The sequence below is a fragment of the Pseudomonas sp. B21-021 genome, from assembly GCF_024749205.1.
In the GTDB taxonomy this organism is placed as follows: domain Bacteria; phylum Pseudomonadota; class Gammaproteobacteria; order Pseudomonadales; family Pseudomonadaceae; genus Aquipseudomonas; species Aquipseudomonas paraglycinae.
Window position 1 is genome coordinate 3,811,761 of the sequence record NZ_CP087192.1, and the last position, 17,011, is coordinate 3,828,771.

At 59.9% G+C, this 17,011-nt stretch carries 21 protein-coding genes; 11 read left to right on the forward strand and 10 right to left on the reverse strand.

The genetic code is table 11. The features are described 5' to 3' along the window. Positions 1-158 precede the first annotated feature (158 nt). Positions 159-1,043, forward strand: coding sequence for a LysR substrate-binding domain-containing protein (locus LOY31_RS16880; RefSeq protein ID WP_221535721.1), 885 nt, complete (start codon positions 159-161; stop codon positions 1,041-1,043). Between the two features lie 107 nt (positions 1,044-1,150). On the opposite strand, the gene LOY31_RS16885 is transcribed toward LOY31_RS16880, so the two are convergent. Together LOY31_RS16885 and LOY31_RS16890 are read right to left on the reverse strand one after the other, a co-directional pair. Next, positions 1,151-2,425 carry a glucarate dehydratase family protein gene (locus LOY31_RS16885; protein WP_258711884.1) on the reverse strand — a complete coding sequence of 425 codons (1,275 nt, stop codon included), beginning with the start codon at positions 2,423-2,425 and terminating at the stop codon, positions 1,151-1,153. A gap of 24 nt (positions 2,426-2,449) precedes the next feature. Continuing rightward, a complete protein-coding gene (locus LOY31_RS16890; RefSeq protein ID WP_258711885.1) occupies positions 2,450-3,817 on the reverse strand; it encodes an MFS transporter in 1,368 nt (455 codons plus the stop codon). A gap of 126 nt (positions 3,818-3,943) precedes the next feature. Here LOY31_RS16890 and LOY31_RS16895 point away from each other — a divergent pair, with 126 nt between their 5' ends. Next, a complete protein-coding gene (locus LOY31_RS16895) occupies positions 3,944-4,843 on the forward strand; it encodes a LysR substrate-binding domain-containing protein (protein WP_064379392.1) in 900 nt (299 codons plus the stop codon). A gap of 142 nt (positions 4,844-4,985) precedes the next feature. Here the strand turns inward: LOY31_RS16895 and LOY31_RS16900 are convergent, their stop codons facing one another. Then, entirely contained in the window at positions 4,986-5,591 is a 606-nt protein-coding gene (locus LOY31_RS16900; protein WP_258711886.1) for a DUF6338 family protein, read from the reverse strand. A gap of 185 nt (positions 5,592-5,776) precedes the next feature. Next, positions 5,777-6,343 carry a MarR family winged helix-turn-helix transcriptional regulator gene (locus LOY31_RS16905; protein ID WP_258711887.1) on the reverse strand — a complete coding sequence of 189 codons (567 nt, stop codon included), beginning with the start codon at positions 6,341-6,343 and terminating at the stop codon, positions 5,777-5,779. Between the two features lie 117 nt (positions 6,344-6,460). Here LOY31_RS16905 and LOY31_RS16910 point away from each other — a divergent pair, with 117 nt between their 5' ends. Genes LOY31_RS16910 through LOY31_RS16920 form a run of 3 tightly spaced genes read left to right on the forward strand, consistent with a single transcriptional unit; the run spans position 6,461 to position 7,741 of the window. Continuing rightward, on the forward strand, positions 6,461-7,201 hold the full coding sequence (locus tag LOY31_RS16910) for a hypothetical protein (RefSeq protein ID WP_207983055.1): 741 nt from the start codon (positions 6,461-6,463) through the stop codon (positions 7,199-7,201). Continuing rightward, on the forward strand, positions 7,201-7,458 hold the full coding sequence (locus tag LOY31_RS16915) for a DUF2024 family protein (RefSeq protein WP_007950496.1): 258 nt from the start codon (positions 7,201-7,203) through the stop codon (positions 7,456-7,458). Before LOY31_RS16910 ends, LOY31_RS16915 begins: the two co-directional genes overlap by 1 nt. A gap of 4 nt (positions 7,459-7,462) precedes the next feature. Next, on the forward strand, positions 7,463-7,741 hold the full coding sequence (locus LOY31_RS16920; RefSeq protein WP_258711888.1) for a Rho-binding antiterminator: 279 nt from the start codon (positions 7,463-7,465) through the stop codon (positions 7,739-7,741). Positions 7,742-7,796: 55 nt separating this feature from the next. Here LOY31_RS16920 and LOY31_RS16925 read toward each other — a convergent pair whose 3' ends face one another. Then, positions 7,797-9,002, reverse strand: coding sequence for an NAD(P)/FAD-dependent oxidoreductase (locus LOY31_RS16925; RefSeq protein ID WP_258711889.1), 1,206 nt, complete (start codon positions 9,000-9,002; stop codon positions 7,797-7,799). A gap of 337 nt (positions 9,003-9,339) precedes the next feature. Here LOY31_RS16925 and LOY31_RS16930 point away from each other — a divergent pair, with 337 nt between their 5' ends. After that, a complete protein-coding gene (locus LOY31_RS16930; protein WP_221534365.1) occupies positions 9,340-9,888 on the forward strand; it encodes an Rrf2 family transcriptional regulator in 549 nt (182 codons plus the stop codon). Between the two features lie 62 nt (positions 9,889-9,950). On the opposite strand, the gene LOY31_RS16935 is transcribed toward LOY31_RS16930, so the two are convergent. Next, a complete protein-coding gene (locus tag LOY31_RS16935) occupies positions 9,951-10,286 on the reverse strand; it encodes a hypothetical protein (protein WP_258711890.1) in 336 nt (111 codons plus the stop codon). A gap of 176 nt (positions 10,287-10,462) precedes the next feature. Here LOY31_RS16935 and LOY31_RS16940 point away from each other — a divergent pair, with 176 nt between their 5' ends. Continuing rightward, complete coding sequence (locus tag LOY31_RS16940) at positions 10,463-10,702, forward strand: hypothetical protein (RefSeq protein ID WP_007950501.1); 240 nt, start codon at positions 10,463-10,465, stop codon at positions 10,700-10,702. Positions 10,703-10,761: 59 nt separating this feature from the next. Here the strand turns inward: LOY31_RS16940 and LOY31_RS16945 are convergent, their stop codons facing one another. Then, positions 10,762-10,950, reverse strand: coding sequence for a hypothetical protein (locus tag LOY31_RS16945; RefSeq protein WP_007950503.1), 189 nt, complete (start codon positions 10,948-10,950; stop codon positions 10,762-10,764). A gap of 197 nt (positions 10,951-11,147) precedes the next feature. On the opposite strand from LOY31_RS16945, the gene LOY31_RS16950 reads away from it, so the two are divergent. After that, positions 11,148-11,510 (forward strand): NUDIX hydrolase, encoded by a 363-nt coding sequence (locus LOY31_RS16950; protein WP_085602944.1) that lies wholly within the window; start codon positions 11,148-11,150, stop codon positions 11,508-11,510. A gap of 3 nt (positions 11,511-11,513) precedes the next feature. On the opposite strand, the gene LOY31_RS16955 is transcribed toward LOY31_RS16950, so the two are convergent. The 3 genes from LOY31_RS16955 to LOY31_RS16965 all read right to left on the reverse strand — a co-directional run bounded on the left by LOY31_RS16955 (position 11,514) and on the right by LOY31_RS16965 (position 13,860). After that, positions 11,514-11,756, reverse strand: a complete 243-nt coding sequence (locus tag LOY31_RS16955) for a DUF1652 domain-containing protein (RefSeq protein ID WP_007950507.1) — start codon at positions 11,754-11,756, stop codon at positions 11,514-11,516. Between the two features lie 122 nt (positions 11,757-11,878). Then, the gene (locus LOY31_RS16960; protein WP_085602942.1) at positions 11,879-12,778 is read right to left on the reverse strand and encodes a polysaccharide deacetylase family protein; all 900 of its coding nucleotides are present in this window, start codon (positions 12,776-12,778) and stop codon (positions 11,879-11,881) included. Positions 12,779-12,912: 134 nt separating this feature from the next. Then, a complete protein-coding gene (locus LOY31_RS16965; protein ID WP_011334669.1) occupies positions 12,913-13,860 on the reverse strand; it encodes an ABC transporter substrate-binding protein in 948 nt (315 codons plus the stop codon). A gap of 293 nt (positions 13,861-14,153) precedes the next feature. Here LOY31_RS16965 and LOY31_RS16970 point away from each other — a divergent pair, with 293 nt between their 5' ends. The 3 genes from LOY31_RS16970 (at position 14,154) to LOY31_RS16980 (ending at position 16,775) form a co-directional block, all read left to right on the forward strand. Further along, positions 14,154-15,140, forward strand: a complete 987-nt coding sequence (locus LOY31_RS16970) for an aliphatic sulfonate ABC transporter substrate-binding protein (protein WP_085602940.1) — start codon at positions 14,154-14,156, stop codon at positions 15,138-15,140. A gap of 61 nt (positions 15,141-15,201) precedes the next feature. Next, positions 15,202-16,041: an ABC transporter permease gene (locus tag LOY31_RS16975; protein ID WP_258711891.1), complete on the forward strand. Its 840-nt coding sequence runs from the start codon at positions 15,202-15,204 to the stop codon at positions 16,039-16,041. 53 nt (positions 16,042-16,094) lie between these two features. Next, positions 16,095-16,775 carry an SOS response-associated peptidase gene (locus LOY31_RS16980; protein ID WP_258711892.1) on the forward strand — a complete coding sequence of 227 codons (681 nt, stop codon included), beginning with the start codon at positions 16,095-16,097 and terminating at the stop codon, positions 16,773-16,775. Positions 16,776-17,011: the final 236 nt, after the last annotated feature.

Genomic DNA, 17,011 nt, shown 5'->3' on the forward strand with positions numbered 1-17,011 from the left:
GGGAGGGCAATCTCGGTCAAAAACGGGCCGTGTGGCGGTGAACAGTTGTGCGCAATGAATGATTGCGTCACGCTCCCGCCATCTCATAGGCCTTATGTTCATTGCAGATCGATGCCGGGACAACCGTAAAATCGACCCGCAATCCATGACTAAAACGAATGAATCCGCGAACCCTCACTCCCTCGATGTCGTTGCTGCTGGCGTTTGAAGCCGCCGCGCGCCATGAAAGCTACACCCGCGCCGCCCACGAACTGTCGCTGACCCAGAGCGCCGTCAGCCGGCAGGTGCAGATTCTGGAAAAGATGCTCGGCATGCGCCTGTTCAGTCGCGAAGGCCGGCGGGTGATCCTTACCGACGTCGGGCGCATGTACCAACGCGAACTGTCCGAAGCCCTCGGCCAGATTCGCAGCGCGACGTTGCAGGCCATGGCGTTTGGCTCGGGCATCCACAGTTTGCGCCTGGCGACCCTGCCGACCTTCGGCTCGAAATGGCTGCTGCCGCGCTTGAAGGATTTCTACACCGCGCACCCGGGCATGACGGTGCACCTGCATTCACGCATCGAAACCATTGACTTCGACGCCAGCGAAATCGACGCGGCGATTTGCGTCGGTGGCGGTGACTGGCCGGGGCTGACCGCCCACCGCCTGCACACCGAAGAACTGGTGGTGATCGCCAGCACGCAGCTGTCCGATGCCGAACGCCTGGCTGCCGACAAGGATATCGCCGGGCAACTGCTGCTCAACGTCAGCAGCAATGCTCAGGCCTGGTCCGAGTGGTTCAGTCATCACGCCCTGCCCCATCGCAGCATGCGCATCGGGCCGAGTTTTGAGATGACCTCGCACTTGATCCAGGCGGTGCGCGCCAATATCGGCATCGGCCTGGTGCCGAGAATTCTGGTGGAGGATGAGTTGCACAACGGCGAGCTGCTGCAACTGGGCGAACCGATCAGCAGCCGGCGCAGCTATTACCTGGTGTACCCGGCGCGCAATGAGTCGCTGGCGTCGCTGAAGGCGTTTCGCGACTGGCTGATGCGTACGCTCTGAGTTTCTACATCGCCAGATCATTGGCATCGCGAGCAGGCTCGCTCCCACAGAGACAAGTATTCCAATGTGGGAGCGAGCCTGCTCGCGATGGCGCCAGGCCGGTGAACTCAGAACCGCGGTTTCACCGCTTTCCAGTCAGGTTTGTAGCGCTGCATCTGCCGCACATCATCGCGCTGGCGAATGCCGCAGGTCAGGTACTGATCGTGCAGCTTGCCCAGTTGATCGTGATCCAGTTCCAACCCCAAGCCCGGTGCACGAGTGATCTTCACGCAGCCGTCGACGATCGGCAGTTTGCCACCCTTGATCACCTCTTCATCCGGTTCCTGCCACGGGTAATGGGTGTCGCAGGCGTAGTCCAGATTCGGCACGGCGGCCGCCACGTGAGCCATCGCCATCAGGCTGATGCCCAGGTGTGAGTTGGAATGCATCGACACGCCGAGGCCGAAGGTGTCGCACATTTTCGCCAGGGTCTGGGTGTCGCGCAGGCCGCCCCAGTAATGGTGATCGGCGAGGACAATCTGCACGCTGTTCAAAGCTACGCTGCGGCGGAACTCGTCGAAATCGGTGACCACCATGTTGGTCGCCAGCGGCAACCCGGTACGGTTGTGCAACTCGGCCATCCCTTCGAGGCCTGGGGTCGGATCCTCGTAATACTGCAGATCATCACCCAGCAACTCGGCCATGCGGATCGAGGTTTCCAGCGACCAGTTGCCGTTGGGATCGATGCGCAGCGGATAACCGGGAAAGGCCTTTTTCAGCGCCTTGATGCACGCCACTTCATGCTCCGGGGGCAGCGTGCCGGCCTTGAGCTTGATGCTCTTGAAACCGTAAGCCTCGATCATCCGCGCGGCCTGGGCGACGATCTGCTCTTCGTTCAGCGCCTCGCCCCAGTTGTCCGGTTTGTACGGTGAATCGACGTGTTGCGCGTACTTGAAAAACAGGTAGGCACTGAACGGCACTTCATCGCGCACCGCACCGCCCAGCAGATCCACCAGCGGCACATTCAGGTAACGGGCTTGTAAATCGAGAAACGCCACTTCGAACGCCGAATACGCGTTGCTGACGGCTTTGCTGGCGTGGGAACCGGGGGCCAGCTCGGCACCGGCCAGACTGGCCGGTTTGTGGGCAGCAACCGTAGCCTGAACGATCCGACGCAACTGATTGAGATTGAACGGATCGAGGCCGGTCAACTGCGATTGCAACTGTTGCTGGATCGCCAGCGCCGGGGCATCGCCATAACTTTCGCCAAGGCCGATGTAGCCGTTATCACTCTCGATCTCGATGATAGAGCGCAGGGCAAACGGTTCGTGGATGCCACTGGCGTTGAGCAGCGGCGGATCACGGAAAGCGATCGGAGTGACGGTTACGCGAGTGATTTTCAAAATGACGCTCCTGTTGAGTCGGAATCAGTGGCTCACCACCGGGCTGGCCGTCGGCGCAACGGCGGTTTCAGGTTCAGGCTTTGCCGGGGTTTTGCCTTTGGCGCCGGGCGCCATGCGGGCGAAGAAAATCACTACCGCCGCTACCAGCGAAGTCGCGGCCAGGCCATACAGACCGCCCTCGATAGAGCCGGTGGTCTGTTCCAGAAAACCGAACGCGGTCGGCGCAACGAAGCCGCCGAGGTTGCCGATGGAGTTGATCAGCGCGATCACCGCCGCCGCGATACGCGCATCCAGATAGCTTTGCGGAATCGGCCAGAACAGTGCCGAAGCCGCCTTGAAACCGATGGCCGCAAAACAGATAGCGACGAAGGCGAAAATCGGCCCGCCAGTGGTGGACATGAACATGCCGAACGCGGCGATCACCAGAGTGAGCGCGACCCACGCCTGCTGGAATTTCCACTTGCCGGCCAGCGCCGCAAAGCCGTACATCGCGACGATGGAAATGATCCACGGCACCGAGTTGAGCAGCCCGACCTGGAAGTCGCCGAGGTTGCCCATTTTCTTGATCATGCTCGGCAGCCAGAAGGTGGCGCCGTAAATGGTCAGGGCGATGGAAAAGTAGATGAAGCAGAACAGCGCGATCTGCCGGTCCGCCAGCAATTTGAACATCGATGGTTTGGCGACGTGAGTTGCTTCGCGGGCACGTTGTTCTTCGGCGATTGCTGACACCAACGCTTCACGCTCCTCCTCGCTCAGCCACTTGGCCTGGCGCGGATGGGATTGCAGCCAGAACCAGACAAACCCGCAGAGCACCACCGACGCGGCGCCTTCGATCAGGAACATCCACTGCCAGCCGTGCATGCCCAGACCGCTGATGTGCAACAGCGCGCCGGACACCGGGCCGGAAATCACCGAAGCAATCGCCGAGCCGCTGAGAAACACCGCCATGGTCTTGCCGCGCTCCGAGGCTGGCAGCCATTGGGTGAAGTAATAAATGATCCCCGGAAAAAAACCGGCCTCGGCTGCGCCCAGGATGAAGCGCAACACGTAGAAACTGGTTTCACCCTTGACGAACGCCATGGCCATCGCCGCGGCGCCCCAGGTGAACATGATCCGCGTCAGCCAGGCGCGAGCGCCGTAGCGTTGCAGGAGCATGTTGGACGGCACTTCAAACAAGGCGTAACCGATGAAAAACAGACCGGCACCAAGGCCGTAGGCAGCAGCGCCGATACCCAGATCGGTTTCCAGATGACTGCGCACGAAGCCGATGTTGACCCGGTCGATGTAGTTGACGATGAACATCACCACGAACAACGGCAGCACATGGCGCTTGACCTTGGCGGCGGCGCGGGCGAGTACCGTGATGTCCGGCGGACTCTGGAGGGTATTCAAGGGGCGACTCCCGATCTTTGTTTTTGTAGGGATAGCGGTGGCCTTTGAGGCGTAGAGCGATCATGGACGGGGCAATTGATCCCGTCTAATCTAACTTGGCATTCGATTGATACCTGGATTAGATCAATGTTCGAACTCACCCAACTGCGCTGCTTCACCACCGTCGCCACCGAGCTCAACTTCCGGCGTGCCGCCGAGCGGTTGAACATGACCCAGCCGCCATTGAGCCGGCAGATCCAGTTGCTGGAACATCACCTGGGTGTCGAACTGTTTACCCGCAGTACGCGCAGTGTGGCGCTCACCGCTGCCGGCCGCGCATTCTTCATCGAGGCGCAAAACCTGCTCGAACGCGCGCAACAGGCCGCCGTCACCGCCCGACGTTTTGCCGAGGGTGATATCGGTTCGGTGAACATCAGTTTTGTCGGTAGCGCGGTATACGAGTTTCTGCCCAAGGTTATCGCCGAGGCGCGCCTCAAGCAGCCGCAGGTGAAGATCGACCTGACCGAAATGAACACCTATCAGCAACACGAAGCCCTGCGCGCCCGACGCATCGACCTGGGCATCGTCCGCGCGCCGTTGCTGGAACCGGGCTACGCCACCGAATGCCTGGTGCGCGAGCCGTTTGTGCTGGCGGTGCCGAGTGGTCATCGGCTGGCCGAGGCTGACGACGTTTCAGTGAAGGACCTGGATGGGCAGCCGTTCCTGATGTATTCCCACGCGGCCTATCCGCCGTTCAACGAACTGCTCACCGGTATGCTGCGCTCGGCTCGGGTCGCTCCGGATTACGTGCAGTGGCTGGGGTCTTCGCTGACGATTCTGGCGCTGGTGAATGCAGGCATGGGCCTGGCGCTGGTGCCGCGTTGCGCGACCAGTGTGGTGTTCAGGAATGTGGTGTTTCGCGAGATCGATCTGGGCGAAGGGGTGCAGAGCGAACTGCATCTGATCTGGCGGGAGAACAATGACAACCCGGCGTTTGCGATGTTGCTGGAGGGCATTCGCCGGGCGGTGAAGGATGGATGGGGTTAGTAGCGGGCTTGCGGTGATGGGGGGTACTTCAGCGGTGGAGGGGCCTTTGGGCCCGTGATCAATGGTTTCTCCAACAGCTTCCCGTCGGGCCCAACGAAAAGTCGCTCCAGATGTTGTGGCATTGGTTGCGGTGCTCTTGCGGTCATGATGAACCCTCTGATGCCGGGCTGAATTCAACCCATTTAACCTTCGCGGAATCTATCAGCAAAAATTCGGCGCCAATAGGATCCAATTTGCCATCTTCGTTGAGCCAGCGTGGAAACCTCATCAAAAACTGCCCGGTGTTCGACTCCGGCGGCCACTCGACTGGCCAGCCTAGAACGCGCCTTTCATCCTCCAGATGAAGGGTGATGAATCGGTCATATTGAGCAAAAGCGCAGAACCATTCACTGGGATAGGAAGATTGTTTCGTTACGTTTCTACTGCGCAACCACCTATGCAATTTGCCATTGGTTGCCAGACAGCAAGCCATCAACCCAAGCAACAACGAAGCAGAAAATGCCCAGCACGCTTCAGCCTTCGCATCCCACTTCCCTACAGAAAACCCCTTCTCCCCCACCCACACACAAACCGCCCCAACCCCCAGCACCATCCCGTGAATCACAAACGTGAAAATCAGCGCCTGCACGATCTGCCCGAACGTATCCGGCCGCTTGAACGCCGTCAGGGTGTAGAAAATCCAGGCCGAGACAAACCCCGGGATCAGGTACTGCAACAGCGGAATCACTTCTTTCACCAGATCATCCATGATCGGTCGCTCCTTGAATCAAAAAAACAGTCCTCCCAAAACAGCAATGCCGGCCCGTAATGGGCCGGCATTCAAAGCCTAGTGCACGCTGGAAAGACGCTTGCGATCAAGTGTCACCGGGCATTACGCATCGTAGAGAAAACAGGGAGCCGTGAGGATTAGTCACAGCCGTGGCACAAAGAAGATCAAACAGGGATTTCTTCAGGTAACCGATGCTCGCGACAGATCAGTTCGATTTCCGGCGGGGCCAACGCTTCGCCGGTCAATCCGCAGACGGCGCCGGCAGTGGTTGTCTGGTGGAAACGACAAGTCCGGCAAAGCCCGTAACTGGGTACGTTTTCGCTGTGTTGAATGTGGCGCAGCAACTCCAGCAACAATACCTCCAGATTGCCGGCACGCGCGCCCATGCGTTGCGCGGCATTGCTCAGGAAATCTGGCGGCATGACCGCATCGATCAGCTCGCGCGCAGTAGTCGTCAATTCCAGATGCACGCTGCGTTTGTCTCGGGCGTCCGGAACCTTGGTCAGAAAGCCATGGGTCTCCAGCGCCTTGAGCGACTGCGACACGGTGCCCTTGGTCAGGCCGAGGTAATCGGTGACCGCCAGCGGCGTATTCGAATAGCGGTTGCACCGCGCCAGATACAGCAGCGCGCTGAGTTGAATCGGTTGCAGTTCGGCCAGCAGCGGGTGCTCGCGAAACCACACGCGGGTCAGGCTCGACAATCTTTCCAGCAGGTCAAACAACACGGTCATCGCCTGTTTCAATGGGATCAATAAATAGTATCGTTTAAAAACCATATTGACAAAAAACAGTGCCACTTTAAGATTACGGTGTCGATTCGAAACTTAAAACACACTTCGAGGCATCCCATGAAAACCGCATTGGCATTGACCATCAGCACGCTTCTGGCAACACAAGCCTGGGCCCACGGACCTGAAGGCATTCACAGCGAACCCGGTAAAACCGACGCCGCGTTCGACCTGGTCCACACCCGTGTTTTCAAGGACGGCAACACCTTGGTCTTCGAACAATTGGTCGATGGCAAGGCCGGCAGCCGCGTGCCGACCGCCAAGGGTTCATTCGCCGGCGCCGAGGTTTACAGCTACGTCTGGCCCACTAGCCTGGACAGCGGCGCCGTCGGTTTTGAAGCGAACTCCGGCATCCTCGCCCTCGCCCTGACCTCGCACCCGGACTTCGATGACACCCCGCAGCTGGATGAAAACAAGGACGGCAAGAAGGACAACGACGGCGGCCTCTGGCACTCGCACTGGGTGGTCCTGAGCAAGGATGAAAGCTGCGGCCCCGGTGGCCTGAAAGTGCGCGACATCCCCAAGGACGCCAAACCGAAACTACCTGCGACCTGGCCCGGCGCGCCGATTTACATCGACTCCCCCGGCTACGACCTGAGCGTGAAACAGAACGCCGCGCAGATCCGCGTGCCGCTGGCTGCCGTCGGTTTCCCGCAAAGCTTCAACTATGACGGCGTCACCGCAGCGCTGAAGGTCAATGCCGACCTGCACAACCCGCTGCTGTGTGTCAGCAGCGTCTACGACATCGCCTCGGGCAACCTCTCGCTGCCCGGCACCTGGAAAATGCAGGAGAGCCAATAATGTTCGTCAAAGTATTCGATACCCACGTGCGCACCAAAGATGGCCGCTATCTTCATTTCGATGTTTTGACCGATCGCGAAGCCGAAGCGGCGAAGGCCTACGCCCGGCAGTTCCTGATGGACAACGGCTTGCAGGACGAAGACATTTCCCAGAGCCAGTGTCTGTTCTGCCACAGCGAGCCGGCCAATCCGCAGGTCGCCAAGGCCATCGCCGAAGACGGCTATTTCATCATCACTCTGCAAGGTTTCGAGGAGTAGCACCATGACCCGTTATCAGCCGTTGAACTGTGATCTGTACGACTACCTGGAAATCGCCTGCCTGCGCGGCTATCAGCTGGACATCGAGTTGATTGACGGTCAGCAACTGATGGCTCGGGCCGTGACCACGCGAACCAGCAGCGACAAAGAAGAATTCCTGGTGATCGAGCAACAAGGCGCGCAACAGGAAATTCGCCTCGACCAACTGCTCGCCATCACACCTCAGGAGGCCAACGCCGAGTTCGGTCGGGTGGTCCTTGCCGGAGGGGTTTGCGGAATCTGAACGAAAAAATCCCGCCCGGCATCAACCGGGCGGGATTTTCTGTGCCACGCCGTTTTTACGCGACGACGGGGATCATCGGATCCGCAGCCGCCAGCGCGATGGCACGGTCAGCCGCCGGCGGGTAGATCCACTGGGTGTTGATCTGGGTCTTGAGCGACTTGCCCTCCTCTTTAACCAGTTTCACCTGACGATCCCAGCCTTCGGTGTACACCGCACCCCAGGCGCCGAGGTCGAGGCAGGTCACGTATTTCGGCTGGCTGTACGGCTTCGGGTCGACACCCAGAATCTGCGCTGCGACGTTGTTACCGGCGTGACGACCAAGAGAAATCGCGTGCTGGCAGGTCATCAGGGCGAAGTTGCCGATATCGTCGGTGGCCGCGTAAGCCACGTCGCCGGTGGCGAAGATGTCGTCCTGGCCGATGACTTTCAAGTTGGCATCAACGTGCAGACGGCCCTGGCGATCACGCTCGGCAGGAATCTGTTCGGTCAGGGAGCTGGCGCGTACCCCGGTGGTCCAGACCACGGTTTTTGCGTCGATGCGCTGGCCGTCCGACAGGGTCACGCCGTTTTCATCGACCGACAGCACCGACACACCCAGTCGCCATTCAACGCCCAACTCTTCGCTCGCTTCGGCAATCGACACGCTGATGGCTTCGCCCATGGAAGCGCCGACTTTCTGCGCACGGTCAACGATGATCACCTGAACGTTGGCATCGTCGCCCAGCACAGCGCGCAGACGCGCCGGCATTTCGGTGGCGGTTTCGATACCGGTGAAACCGCCGCCGGCGACGACCACCGTGTTGCGTGCCTGGCTTTCAGGCTGGCCGATCAGGGAATCCAGGTGGTTTTCCAGGCGGATCGCAGCTTCGATCTGATCGACATCAAACGCGTATTGCGCCACGCCCGGGGTGTCTGGCAGGGCCAGGCCGCTGCCGGAGGCCAGCACCAGTTTGTCGTAGTTGAACACCTGTTGCGCACCGGCTGCGTCGGTGTAGCCCACGGTTTTCGCCTGCACGTCGATGGTGTTCGCCGCGCCCTTGATGAAGTTGACGCCAACCGCATCGAACAGATCGCCCAGCGGCGCCGCCAGCGTGTGGGCATTCGGCTCGTAGAAACGCGGACGAACGCGCAGCTCGGCCTGCGGCGCCAACACGGTCACTTCGATGTTGTCCCGATTGTGAATGTCGACCAGACGCGTGGCGCTCAATGCCGTCCACATGCCACCGAAACCTGCGCCGATTACCAGAATGTGCTGTTTCATTGTTCTCTCCAGGCACGAAGCCAAGTCACTGAATGAGGTTGAAGGATTCACATCATCGGGAGCGGACACGTCTGTATTTTTCAAGAACGCGGAAGGCTGCTCACCGGATAACGGCGACTGTATTGGTCGCCTTTAAATCCGACAAGTCAGATTTTGTGATGATTAGCATCGAAAACTTCGATAGCTCAGATTGAGCGTATCCGCCCTCCACAACTCATTGATTTAGCTGAAAACCAAGAAAAACGGGATCCTCAGAGCCAAAAACCCAAGGCGTTCCCGATTTGTTTGCCACGAACAACCCTGATAACATCGGCGACAAATAAAGTCGGAGATAGTTATGTCGCTTTACAGTGCGGGGGTCGAGTACGGCATTCACTGCCTGACCTTTCTGGTGGGCAGCGGCGGTGACAGTCGTGAAGCCAGCGTGCGTGACCTGGCAGAGCTGCAAGGGGTGCCGCTGGATTACCTGGCGAAGATCTTCACCAAACTGGCCAAAGGCAAACTGGTGGAATCCACCGGCGGTGTGCGCGGCGGCTTCACCCTGGCGCGTCCGGCGGACGAAATCACCCTGCTCGATATCGTCAATGCCATCGATGGTCCCAAGAACATTTTCGAATGCCGGGACATTCGCGGACGCTGCGCACTGTTCGATGGCTCGCCGCCGGACTGGGCACTGGACGGCACCTGCTCGATTCACGCCGCGATGATGACCGCGCAAAAGCGCATGGAAGAAGCCCTCGCCCAGCAGACCATCCTCGACATCGCCAGAAAGGTCGGGCGCAAGGCGCCGGCGGGCTTCAACAGCCAGGTGGAAGACTGGATGCAGGATCGTCGGGAAAAGAAGACCGGCGGCGCCGGCATTCCGCTTACCGACATCTCGGACTGAGCTCGATCAGCAGGCAAAAAAAAGCAGAAACCGATCACCGGTTTCTGCTTTTTTATTCGACCTTACAGGCAGTCGCGCACCGCTTTGCGCAACGACCCGGACTTCGCCCACGGCGGCCCCTGATACAGGGAGACGCGGCTGCCGTCCTTGTACTTGACCACATCGAGAATCTCGTCGGCGGTGACGATGCTCGGCGCGGTGATCCGGTAGCCATTGGAAATCGCTGTCTGGGACGTCTTGGCAACGTCCTGCTGCCACAGTGGCAATACACACGCGGCGTAATCCTTGGGAGTCTTGCCGCTGATCTTGCTGACATTCGGCTCGCCCGGCACCAGTGACGCAGGCAGCGAACAACCGGCCAATGTCGCCATCAGCATCCCCCCGATCAACATCCGCATGGTGATTCCTTCTTCTGAAAAAACGCGAATGTACCCTGTAACTGTTCGGACATCCATCGTAGCGCTCTGCCTGTATTCCCCGAAAACCGGGTCATTCAGCTCACCGACAGAAGACCTTGCCCCACACCGGAAAAATGCGGCTACTCTGTTTTACCGAGAATGTTCCGGAGGTGATCATGCGGCTCAATGAATACGAACACGAACTTCAGCGTGACCTGCAAAGCGTGGCATCGGACCTGAGATGGTCGGCGGTGGACCTCAAGCGCATCGCCGAGCAACTGCGCCAGTCAGGCAACGAGGCGGACGCCCAGGCGGTGCTGCGATCCTGCGAGGTGCTGCAAAGCGATGAAGAACGCCTGCAACTGTACGCCCGGGAAGTGAAAGCCCGCGCCATCAGCCGAACCAAAGTCCACTGAACCTCACCCTGCCCACAGCAAAAAGCCCCGGACAACCGGGGCTTTTTCTTCACAGACCTTCAGTCTGCCTTGCGACCGCGTGCGCGGCTTTTGTACCCCGGCAGCGCGGCGGCGTACGCCAGCGCTTCCTCGCGACTGGCAAACGAAGCAAGCCGGTCGCCCTGCGTGCAGACCCGCCATGGGCCATTGTTCACGCTGAGTACGTCGTAGCCATTCATGTGCATTTTGTTCAGCATCGCCATGCTCATAGGCACCTCCTGTCTGGTAACGAACTTTTCCACCTTACACCCGCAACACTCTGACGTGCCGACCGAACGTCGCACCGCAGCCGCGTCAAGTCTCCGGCACTTTTGCCGCTGCCAGGCACTCAGAAGCTCTAAACCGGTAGCGGCCCAAATATTGCTAATTCATGACAGATTTATGACAACCGGCAATCGGGTAACACATGAAAGTACGAGCAACCGTCATCTGCGAGCAGGATCGACACATTCTCCTGGTGCGCAAACCCAGGTGCCGCTGGACGCTTCCGGGGGGCACCGTCGAACCGGGAGAAACCCGCGCGCAAGCCGCCGTCCGAGAACTAAAGGAGGAAACCGGGCTGGACAGCGATGACATGCTCTATCTGATGGAATTGCAGAACGGCAGCACCCGCCACCACGTCTACGAGGCTTCGGTGCTGAACATTGATCAGGTTCGCCCGCTGAATGAAATCGTCGACTGTCTCTGGCACCCGCTGGATGCGGTGCAGAATCTGAACGTCAGTGACGCCACGCTGAGCATCGTCCGCGCCTTTCAGCGACGTCTTTAACCCTCAACCGGCGAATGCCCGGCGACCGGCGCTCATCTCGGTGCGCAATTCACCGATGAAATTGGAGATGTCACGAATGGTGACCAGATGCTCCGGCGAAACCCCGTTGAGCAACAGGTTGACCCGCCCGCTGTCGGGTTCGTAAACCTTGATCTGCAAGAGTCCCTGCGCCGTTTCGGTGCAATCGCAATACAGCGGCGAAAAGCCGGATTCGACGATGCGGCAAATGTCGGTAATGGCAATCATGGGGGCACGCCTCACAGGCGCAGGCTCGGGCGACCCGATCAGCATAGATGAGCTTTTGTCGCCTTGCTCTCACCGACACCCGCAAAATTTGCCAACCGCTTCACATCTTCAAGTCGCCGCTCTCAATGGGCGTCATGGTCCCAGATCCAGTTCCAGATTCCCGGCAGGTTCACCGGTTTCGACGACTCGCCCACCGTGCGCGCCAGCGCGGCTTTTTCCAGCGCCGTGCGATCCTCATAGAACGGTTTGTCTGCCAGTCGCACGCCGGTGGCGGCGGCGCTGTCGAGCAGAATCTGCAAGTACTCGCGGGTGTGGCGGGCTGTGTAGCGGTTGAGGTCATGGAAGGTCACCACCACCGGAATCACCCCGTCCACCGTCGGCAATTCGCCAAGGGCAATCCGTTCCCGGACCTCAGACAGCTGACGCAGCATGTTTGCCCGCCGCCGGGGGCTGGCGTTGAAACCCCAGATCTTGCCGTCGTTGGCGCTCAGGTCGGTCAGCAACACCTGCATGTGGTGCTGCTGATAGGCGGCGAAGGTGCGTTTGTCGTAGTTCCAGAACGGCGGACGCAGCAATGTCGGCGGCGCGCCGGTGATCGCCGCGATGTCCGCCGAGCCGTTGGTCAACGTGGTTTCGAGCTCATCCGGGTCGAGCAATCGATGATTGGTGTGCCAATGGGTCGCAGTGTGAAAGCCCAGAATGTGCCCTTCAGCGTGCTCGCGGCGCATCACCCGCCGGCCGATCTCACTGTTGCCCGCTCGTGGCGCGCGGGTCTGCACGAAAAACACCGCTTTGATCCCCGATTGCAGCGGGTTGTCCTTGAGGCTGTCGAGCACGGTGTCGGTCGGGTTGAAAAAACTGGAAGCGCTGGGCCCGTCATCGAAGGTCAACAGAAAGCGCACAGGCGCCTGCTCTTTGAGCCGGGCTTCGGTCTGTGCGGTCATTTCGATGGGAGCGGCGATGCATCCGGCCAGCCCGACGGCCACCGCCATCGCGCAGAAAAGCTTGAACCACTGTGTCATGTTTTGCCTTGAGCCCGACCGTTGCGGTCATGTTGTCGATTGGCAAAACTCCTTCGCCGCTGCTGCCTCCCTGCGACCCATTGAGATGGGCCGAGGTTGGATAAAGATACACAGGGTTTGGTTCCGGCGCTCGCTCAGCGTGCCAGTGCCTGTTGAAACGAGCTGTCGATGATCCCCGCCGTGGCCAGCGGAGCCGGCAGCGCCTTGACCTTGAACAGAAAGTCGGCGGTGCTTTGCAGATCGGCGGCAGCCTGTTGATCGACCGGGCCGACCGTCATGTGCGCCTGGCGCAACCAGTGCCGCGAAACCTGCTGATCGAGGTTGGCTTTCTTCGCCCACAGGTCCGCGTACTCGTCGGTGTGACTGTCAACCCAGGCCCGGGCCTGCTTCAGGCGCCCGAGGAAATCGGCGATCGCTTCACGCTTGCTGTCGATGGACGGCGCCGATGCCGCAATCGCGCTCAAGCCCGGCATCAGGTTTTTCGCCGTGAGAATCGGCCGCGCACCCGAGAACACGATCTGCTGGGAAATGTAGGGTTCCCAGACCGGGAACGCATCGATGCTGCCTTGTGGTAGCGCGGCGGCTGCATCAATCGGCATCAATTTGACGAAGTCGACGTAATTCTCCGGCAAACCGCCTTGCTCCAGCGCCCGCAAGGTCAACTGCTGACTCCAGGCACCCGGCCAGTAGGCGACTTTTTTGCCCTTCAGATCCTCGATGGTTTTCACCGGAGAATCCTTGGGCACCAACAGGGCGATGGTGTCCGGGTTCTGTCGCGACACACCGATCAGTTTCACCGGCGCCTGTTTGGCGGCCAGAAACAGAAATCCCGAATCCCCCAGGAAACCCAGATCCAGCGACCCAGTCTGCAACGCCTCGGCCAATGGCGCAGCGGCCTGGAAATGTTTCCAGTCCACCGTGTAAGGCGCGTCCTTCAACACGCCGGACGCTTCTATGGACGCGCGGATGTTGTAGTAATTCTGGTCGCCGACGTGCAGGACCAAGGGTTCGGCGGCGTAGGTCAATGGCGTGGCAAACAGTGCGCTGGTCAACGCGGCGCGTAGGAAACGTGAGAGCTTCATGGCGAGTCCTGCAGAAGGGATTTTTATAGACCATAACGCTCTTACAAATCAGATTTGAAATTCGATTAGCGCATAAGCTCAGCACCTTCCCGCCGCACTGTTGGCCGAGCAACAGTGGCTCGGCACAGTGTTCTCCCTGCAACACTTCAAACCTGCAAAACCGGCGTTAGACCCCGTAAATACGGGACAAGGCGCACATGGCACAGAGCCTGCAATATTCCATTCATGCAGGAAGCATTCGATAAAAATATCTTTTTGGACATAAGAATCTGTTGCCTTGCCGGAGCGTGCCCATGAAATCCCTCTTACCGTTTTCCCGCGTCAAAACGCTGCTCGCGGCCTGCGCAGTAGCCCTGAGCCTGCAACCGCTCGCCCACGCTGCCGAAGCGCCGCCGGCCGAAGTGCATCTGGATTACGCCTATTACTCGCCGGTCAGCCTGGCGCTCAAACACCTGGGCTACCTGGAAAAAGCCCTGCCCCAGAGCAAAGTCAGCTGGGTGCTGAGCCAGGGCAGCAACCGCTCGCTGGAATACCTCAACAGCGGCGGCGTGGATTTCGCCTCGTCGGCCAGCCTCGCTGCCGTGCTCAGCCGGGCCAATGGCAGCCCGATCAAATCGGTCTACGTTTACAGCCGCGCCGAATGGACCGCGCTGGTGGTGCGCAAGGACTCGCCGATCCAGTCCGTCGGCGACCTCAAGGGCAAGAAAATCGCCGCCACCAAAGGCACCGATCCGTACCTGTTCACCCTGCGCACCCTGCAACAGGCCGGGCTGAAAAAGGACGACGTGGAACTGGTGCACCTGCAACATCCGGACGGCCGCACCGCCCTGGAGAAAGGCGATGTCGACGCTTGGGCCGGCCTCGATCCGCACATGGCCGCCAGTCAGGTGCAGGCCGGTTCGCGCCTGCTGTACCGCAATCGCGACTTCAACAGCTACGGCGTGGTCAGCGTTACCGAGCAATACGCCAGGCAGCACCCGCAAACCATCGACACCGTGATCAAGGCCTATGAGCAGGCCCGCGAGTGGTCGGTGAAGAACCCCGAAGAACTGGCCAAGTTGCTCGCCAGCGAATCCGGTCTGCCGCTGGATGTGGCCAAGCTGCAACTGTCGCGCACCGACCTGAGCAGCCCGCAACTGACCGCCAAGGATGTGCTGGCCTCGAAAGCCGCCGCGCCGATTCTGGTCTCCGAAGAACTGGTGCGCCGTGGGGTGAATGTCGATCAGGTCATCGATCAGTTGATCGACACCGGTTTCCAGCAAGTCGCCGCCGCCCAGTAACCGATCAGGCTCATAACAAATCCGCGCCCGTCGCGGATTTGTCGTGAGCGGAGAACCGTCCATGAGCAACGACTTGCCCGCCCGCCTCGCCTTGTCGGCCCCACGCCGAAAACCCTTTCCGTTGAATCCACTCTGGCGCCGGCGCCTTAAAGGCCTGGCGCTGCCACTGCTGATCGTGATCGCCCTGGAATTTATCGTACGCATCGGCTGGCTGCCGTCCTACCAGATGCCCGCGCCGAGTGAGATCGCCCTGACCCTCACCGATCTGGCCGAAGGTGCCTTGTGGAAACACATCGGCGCCAGCCTGATTCGCGTGCTGCTGGGGTTTGCCATCGGCGCGAGTCTGGCGCTGGTGTTTGCCGCGTGGGTCGGCCTCAGCCGCGAAGCTGAGGCCTATCTGGAACCGACCTTCGCCGCGCTGCGTTCGATTCCCAGCTTGGCCTGGGTGCCGCTGTTGCTGCTGTGGCTGGGGATCGACGAGACCTCGAAAATTGTCCTGATCGCCATCGGTGCGTTCTTCCCGGTGTACGTCAACGTGGTCGCGGCGATCCGCAACATCGACCGCAAACTGGTGGAGGTCGGGCACATCTATGGTTTCAGTCCGCTGCAACTGGTCAGACGAATTCTGCTGCCTGCTGCCCTGCCCGGCCTGTTCACCGGATTGCGCAGCGGCATGAGCCTGTCGTGGATGTTTCTGGTCGCGGCCGAACTGATCGCGGCGACCAAAGGGCTGGGCTACCTGCTCAGCGACGGTCGCGAAACTTCGCGGCCGGACATCGTGCTGGCCGCGATCATCGTCCTGGCGCTGCTGGGCAAACTCAGCGACGGCCTGCTGGCCATACTGGAACGCCGCTGGCTGGTCTGGCGCGACGCGTTCACCGGCCAGGGCAGCAAGGATTGAACCGTGCAACTAAGCTCAAACCTTCAGGCAGCTGTTCGCCGGAGGGTCGGCCAATGTGCGGAAGACTGTCGCAATACCGGGGCATCCACGATTTCGTCGCGGTGCTGAGCATTCCCGATGCGCTGATCAATCACGTCGGCGACGCACCGCTGGCGCATTACAACGCCGCGCCCACGACGTCATTGGCGATTCTTCATCAGCACGAACAACGGCTATACGCCGACAATCTGCGCTGGGGCTGGCGCCCGCACTGGGCCAAGGATCGCGCTGCGCCGATCAACGCGCGGGTGGAAAAAGTCGCCCACGGGCCGTTCTTTCGAGCGATCTGGCGTCATCGGCTGATCGTGCCGGTCGACAACTGGTTCGAGTGGGTCGATGCCCCCGACAAAAGCCGACAGCCCTGGCTGATTCGTCGCGCCGATCATCAACCGGTTTTCTGTGCCGCCATCGGCCAGTTTCCGACACCCGGCGAACCTCCACGGGAAGACGACGGCTTCGTCATCATCACCGCCAACAGCGAAGGCGGCTTGCTCGATGTGCATGACCGGCGCCCGATCGTGTTGTGCGCCGATCGGGTGCACGAATGGCTCGATCCCGCCACGCCCACCGAGCGCGCCGAGCAGATGTTGCTGTTCGAAGCTGAACCCAGCGAAGCGTTCCAATGGCACAAAGTCGGCAAAGCGGTGGGCAACTCCCGCAATCAGGGTGCGGAATTGATTGAAGCGGTGACATAAATAAATGCCGGCGCGGTGCGTTATCAAGAACAGGAATCCACGAATTGAATCCTGCGCGTTACACGCGGTGTTTCATTCGCGAAACAGGGAGCTGAAACAGTCGTTTGAGTGAACTAACCGCCTGTCTGACATTTCAATCGTCATACATACTTTTAGAAACACTACGGATAGCATGCGCGCCGCATTTCCTATTGGCATACCAGTTGACCAAAGAGTCAGCAAAACCAGGAATACCC

What these genes read in the sequence shown, in the direction of transcription:
- LOY31_RS16980 (WP_258711892.1), top strand. Translation starts at nt 16,095, where the DNA reads ATGTGCGGAAGACTGTCGCAATACCGGGGCATCCACGATTTCGTCGCG.
- LOY31_RS16915 (WP_007950496.1), top strand. Translation starts at nt 7,201, where the DNA reads ATGTTCGTCAAAGTATTCGATACCCACGTGCGCACCAAAGATGGCCGC.
- LOY31_RS16945 (WP_007950503.1), bottom strand. Translation starts at nt 10,950, where the DNA reads ATGAGCATGGCGATGCTGAACAAAATGCACATGAATGGCTACGACGTA.
- LOY31_RS16970 (WP_085602940.1), top strand. Translation starts at nt 14,154, where the DNA reads ATGAAATCCCTCTTACCGTTTTCCCGCGTCAAAACGCTGCTCGCGGCC.
- LOY31_RS16960 (WP_085602942.1), bottom strand. Translation starts at nt 12,778, where the DNA reads ATGACACAGTGGTTCAAGCTTTTCTGCGCGATGGCGGTGGCCGTCGGG.
- LOY31_RS16930 (WP_221534365.1), top strand. Translation starts at nt 9,340, where the DNA reads ATGTCGCTTTACAGTGCGGGGGTCGAGTACGGCATTCACTGCCTGACC.
- LOY31_RS16955 (WP_007950507.1), bottom strand. Translation starts at nt 11,756, where the DNA reads ATGATTGCCATTACCGACATTTGCCGCATCGTCGAATCCGGCTTTTCG.
- LOY31_RS16905 (WP_258711887.1), bottom strand. Translation starts at nt 6,343, where the DNA reads ATGACCGTGTTGTTTGACCTGCTGGAAAGATTGTCGAGCCTGACCCGC.
- LOY31_RS16935 (WP_258711890.1), bottom strand. Translation starts at nt 10,286, where the DNA reads ATGCGGATGTTGATCGGGGGGATGCTGATGGCGACATTGGCCGGTTGT.
- LOY31_RS16895 (WP_064379392.1), top strand. Translation starts at nt 3,944, where the DNA reads ATGTTCGAACTCACCCAACTGCGCTGCTTCACCACCGTCGCCACCGAG.
- LOY31_RS16920 (WP_258711888.1), top strand. Translation starts at nt 7,463, where the DNA reads ATGACCCGTTATCAGCCGTTGAACTGTGATCTGTACGACTACCTGGAA.
- LOY31_RS16965 (WP_011334669.1), bottom strand. Translation starts at nt 13,860, where the DNA reads ATGAAGCTCTCACGTTTCCTACGCGCCGCGTTGACCAGCGCACTGTTT.
- LOY31_RS16910 (WP_207983055.1), top strand. Translation starts at nt 6,461, where the DNA reads ATGAAAACCGCATTGGCATTGACCATCAGCACGCTTCTGGCAACACAA.
- LOY31_RS16975 (WP_258711891.1), top strand. Translation starts at nt 15,202, where the DNA reads ATGAGCAACGACTTGCCCGCCCGCCTCGCCTTGTCGGCCCCACGCCGA.
- LOY31_RS16925 (WP_258711889.1), bottom strand. Translation starts at nt 9,002, where the DNA reads ATGAAACAGCACATTCTGGTAATCGGCGCAGGTTTCGGTGGCATGTGG.
- LOY31_RS16940 (WP_007950501.1), top strand. Translation starts at nt 10,463, where the DNA reads ATGCGGCTCAATGAATACGAACACGAACTTCAGCGTGACCTGCAAAGC.
- LOY31_RS16880 (WP_221535721.1), top strand. Translation starts at nt 159, where the DNA reads ATGAATCCGCGAACCCTCACTCCCTCGATGTCGTTGCTGCTGGCGTTT.
- LOY31_RS16900 (WP_258711886.1), bottom strand. Translation starts at nt 5,591, where the DNA reads ATGGATGATCTGGTGAAAGAAGTGATTCCGCTGTTGCAGTACCTGATC.
- LOY31_RS16950 (WP_085602944.1), top strand. Translation starts at nt 11,148, where the DNA reads ATGAAAGTACGAGCAACCGTCATCTGCGAGCAGGATCGACACATTCTC.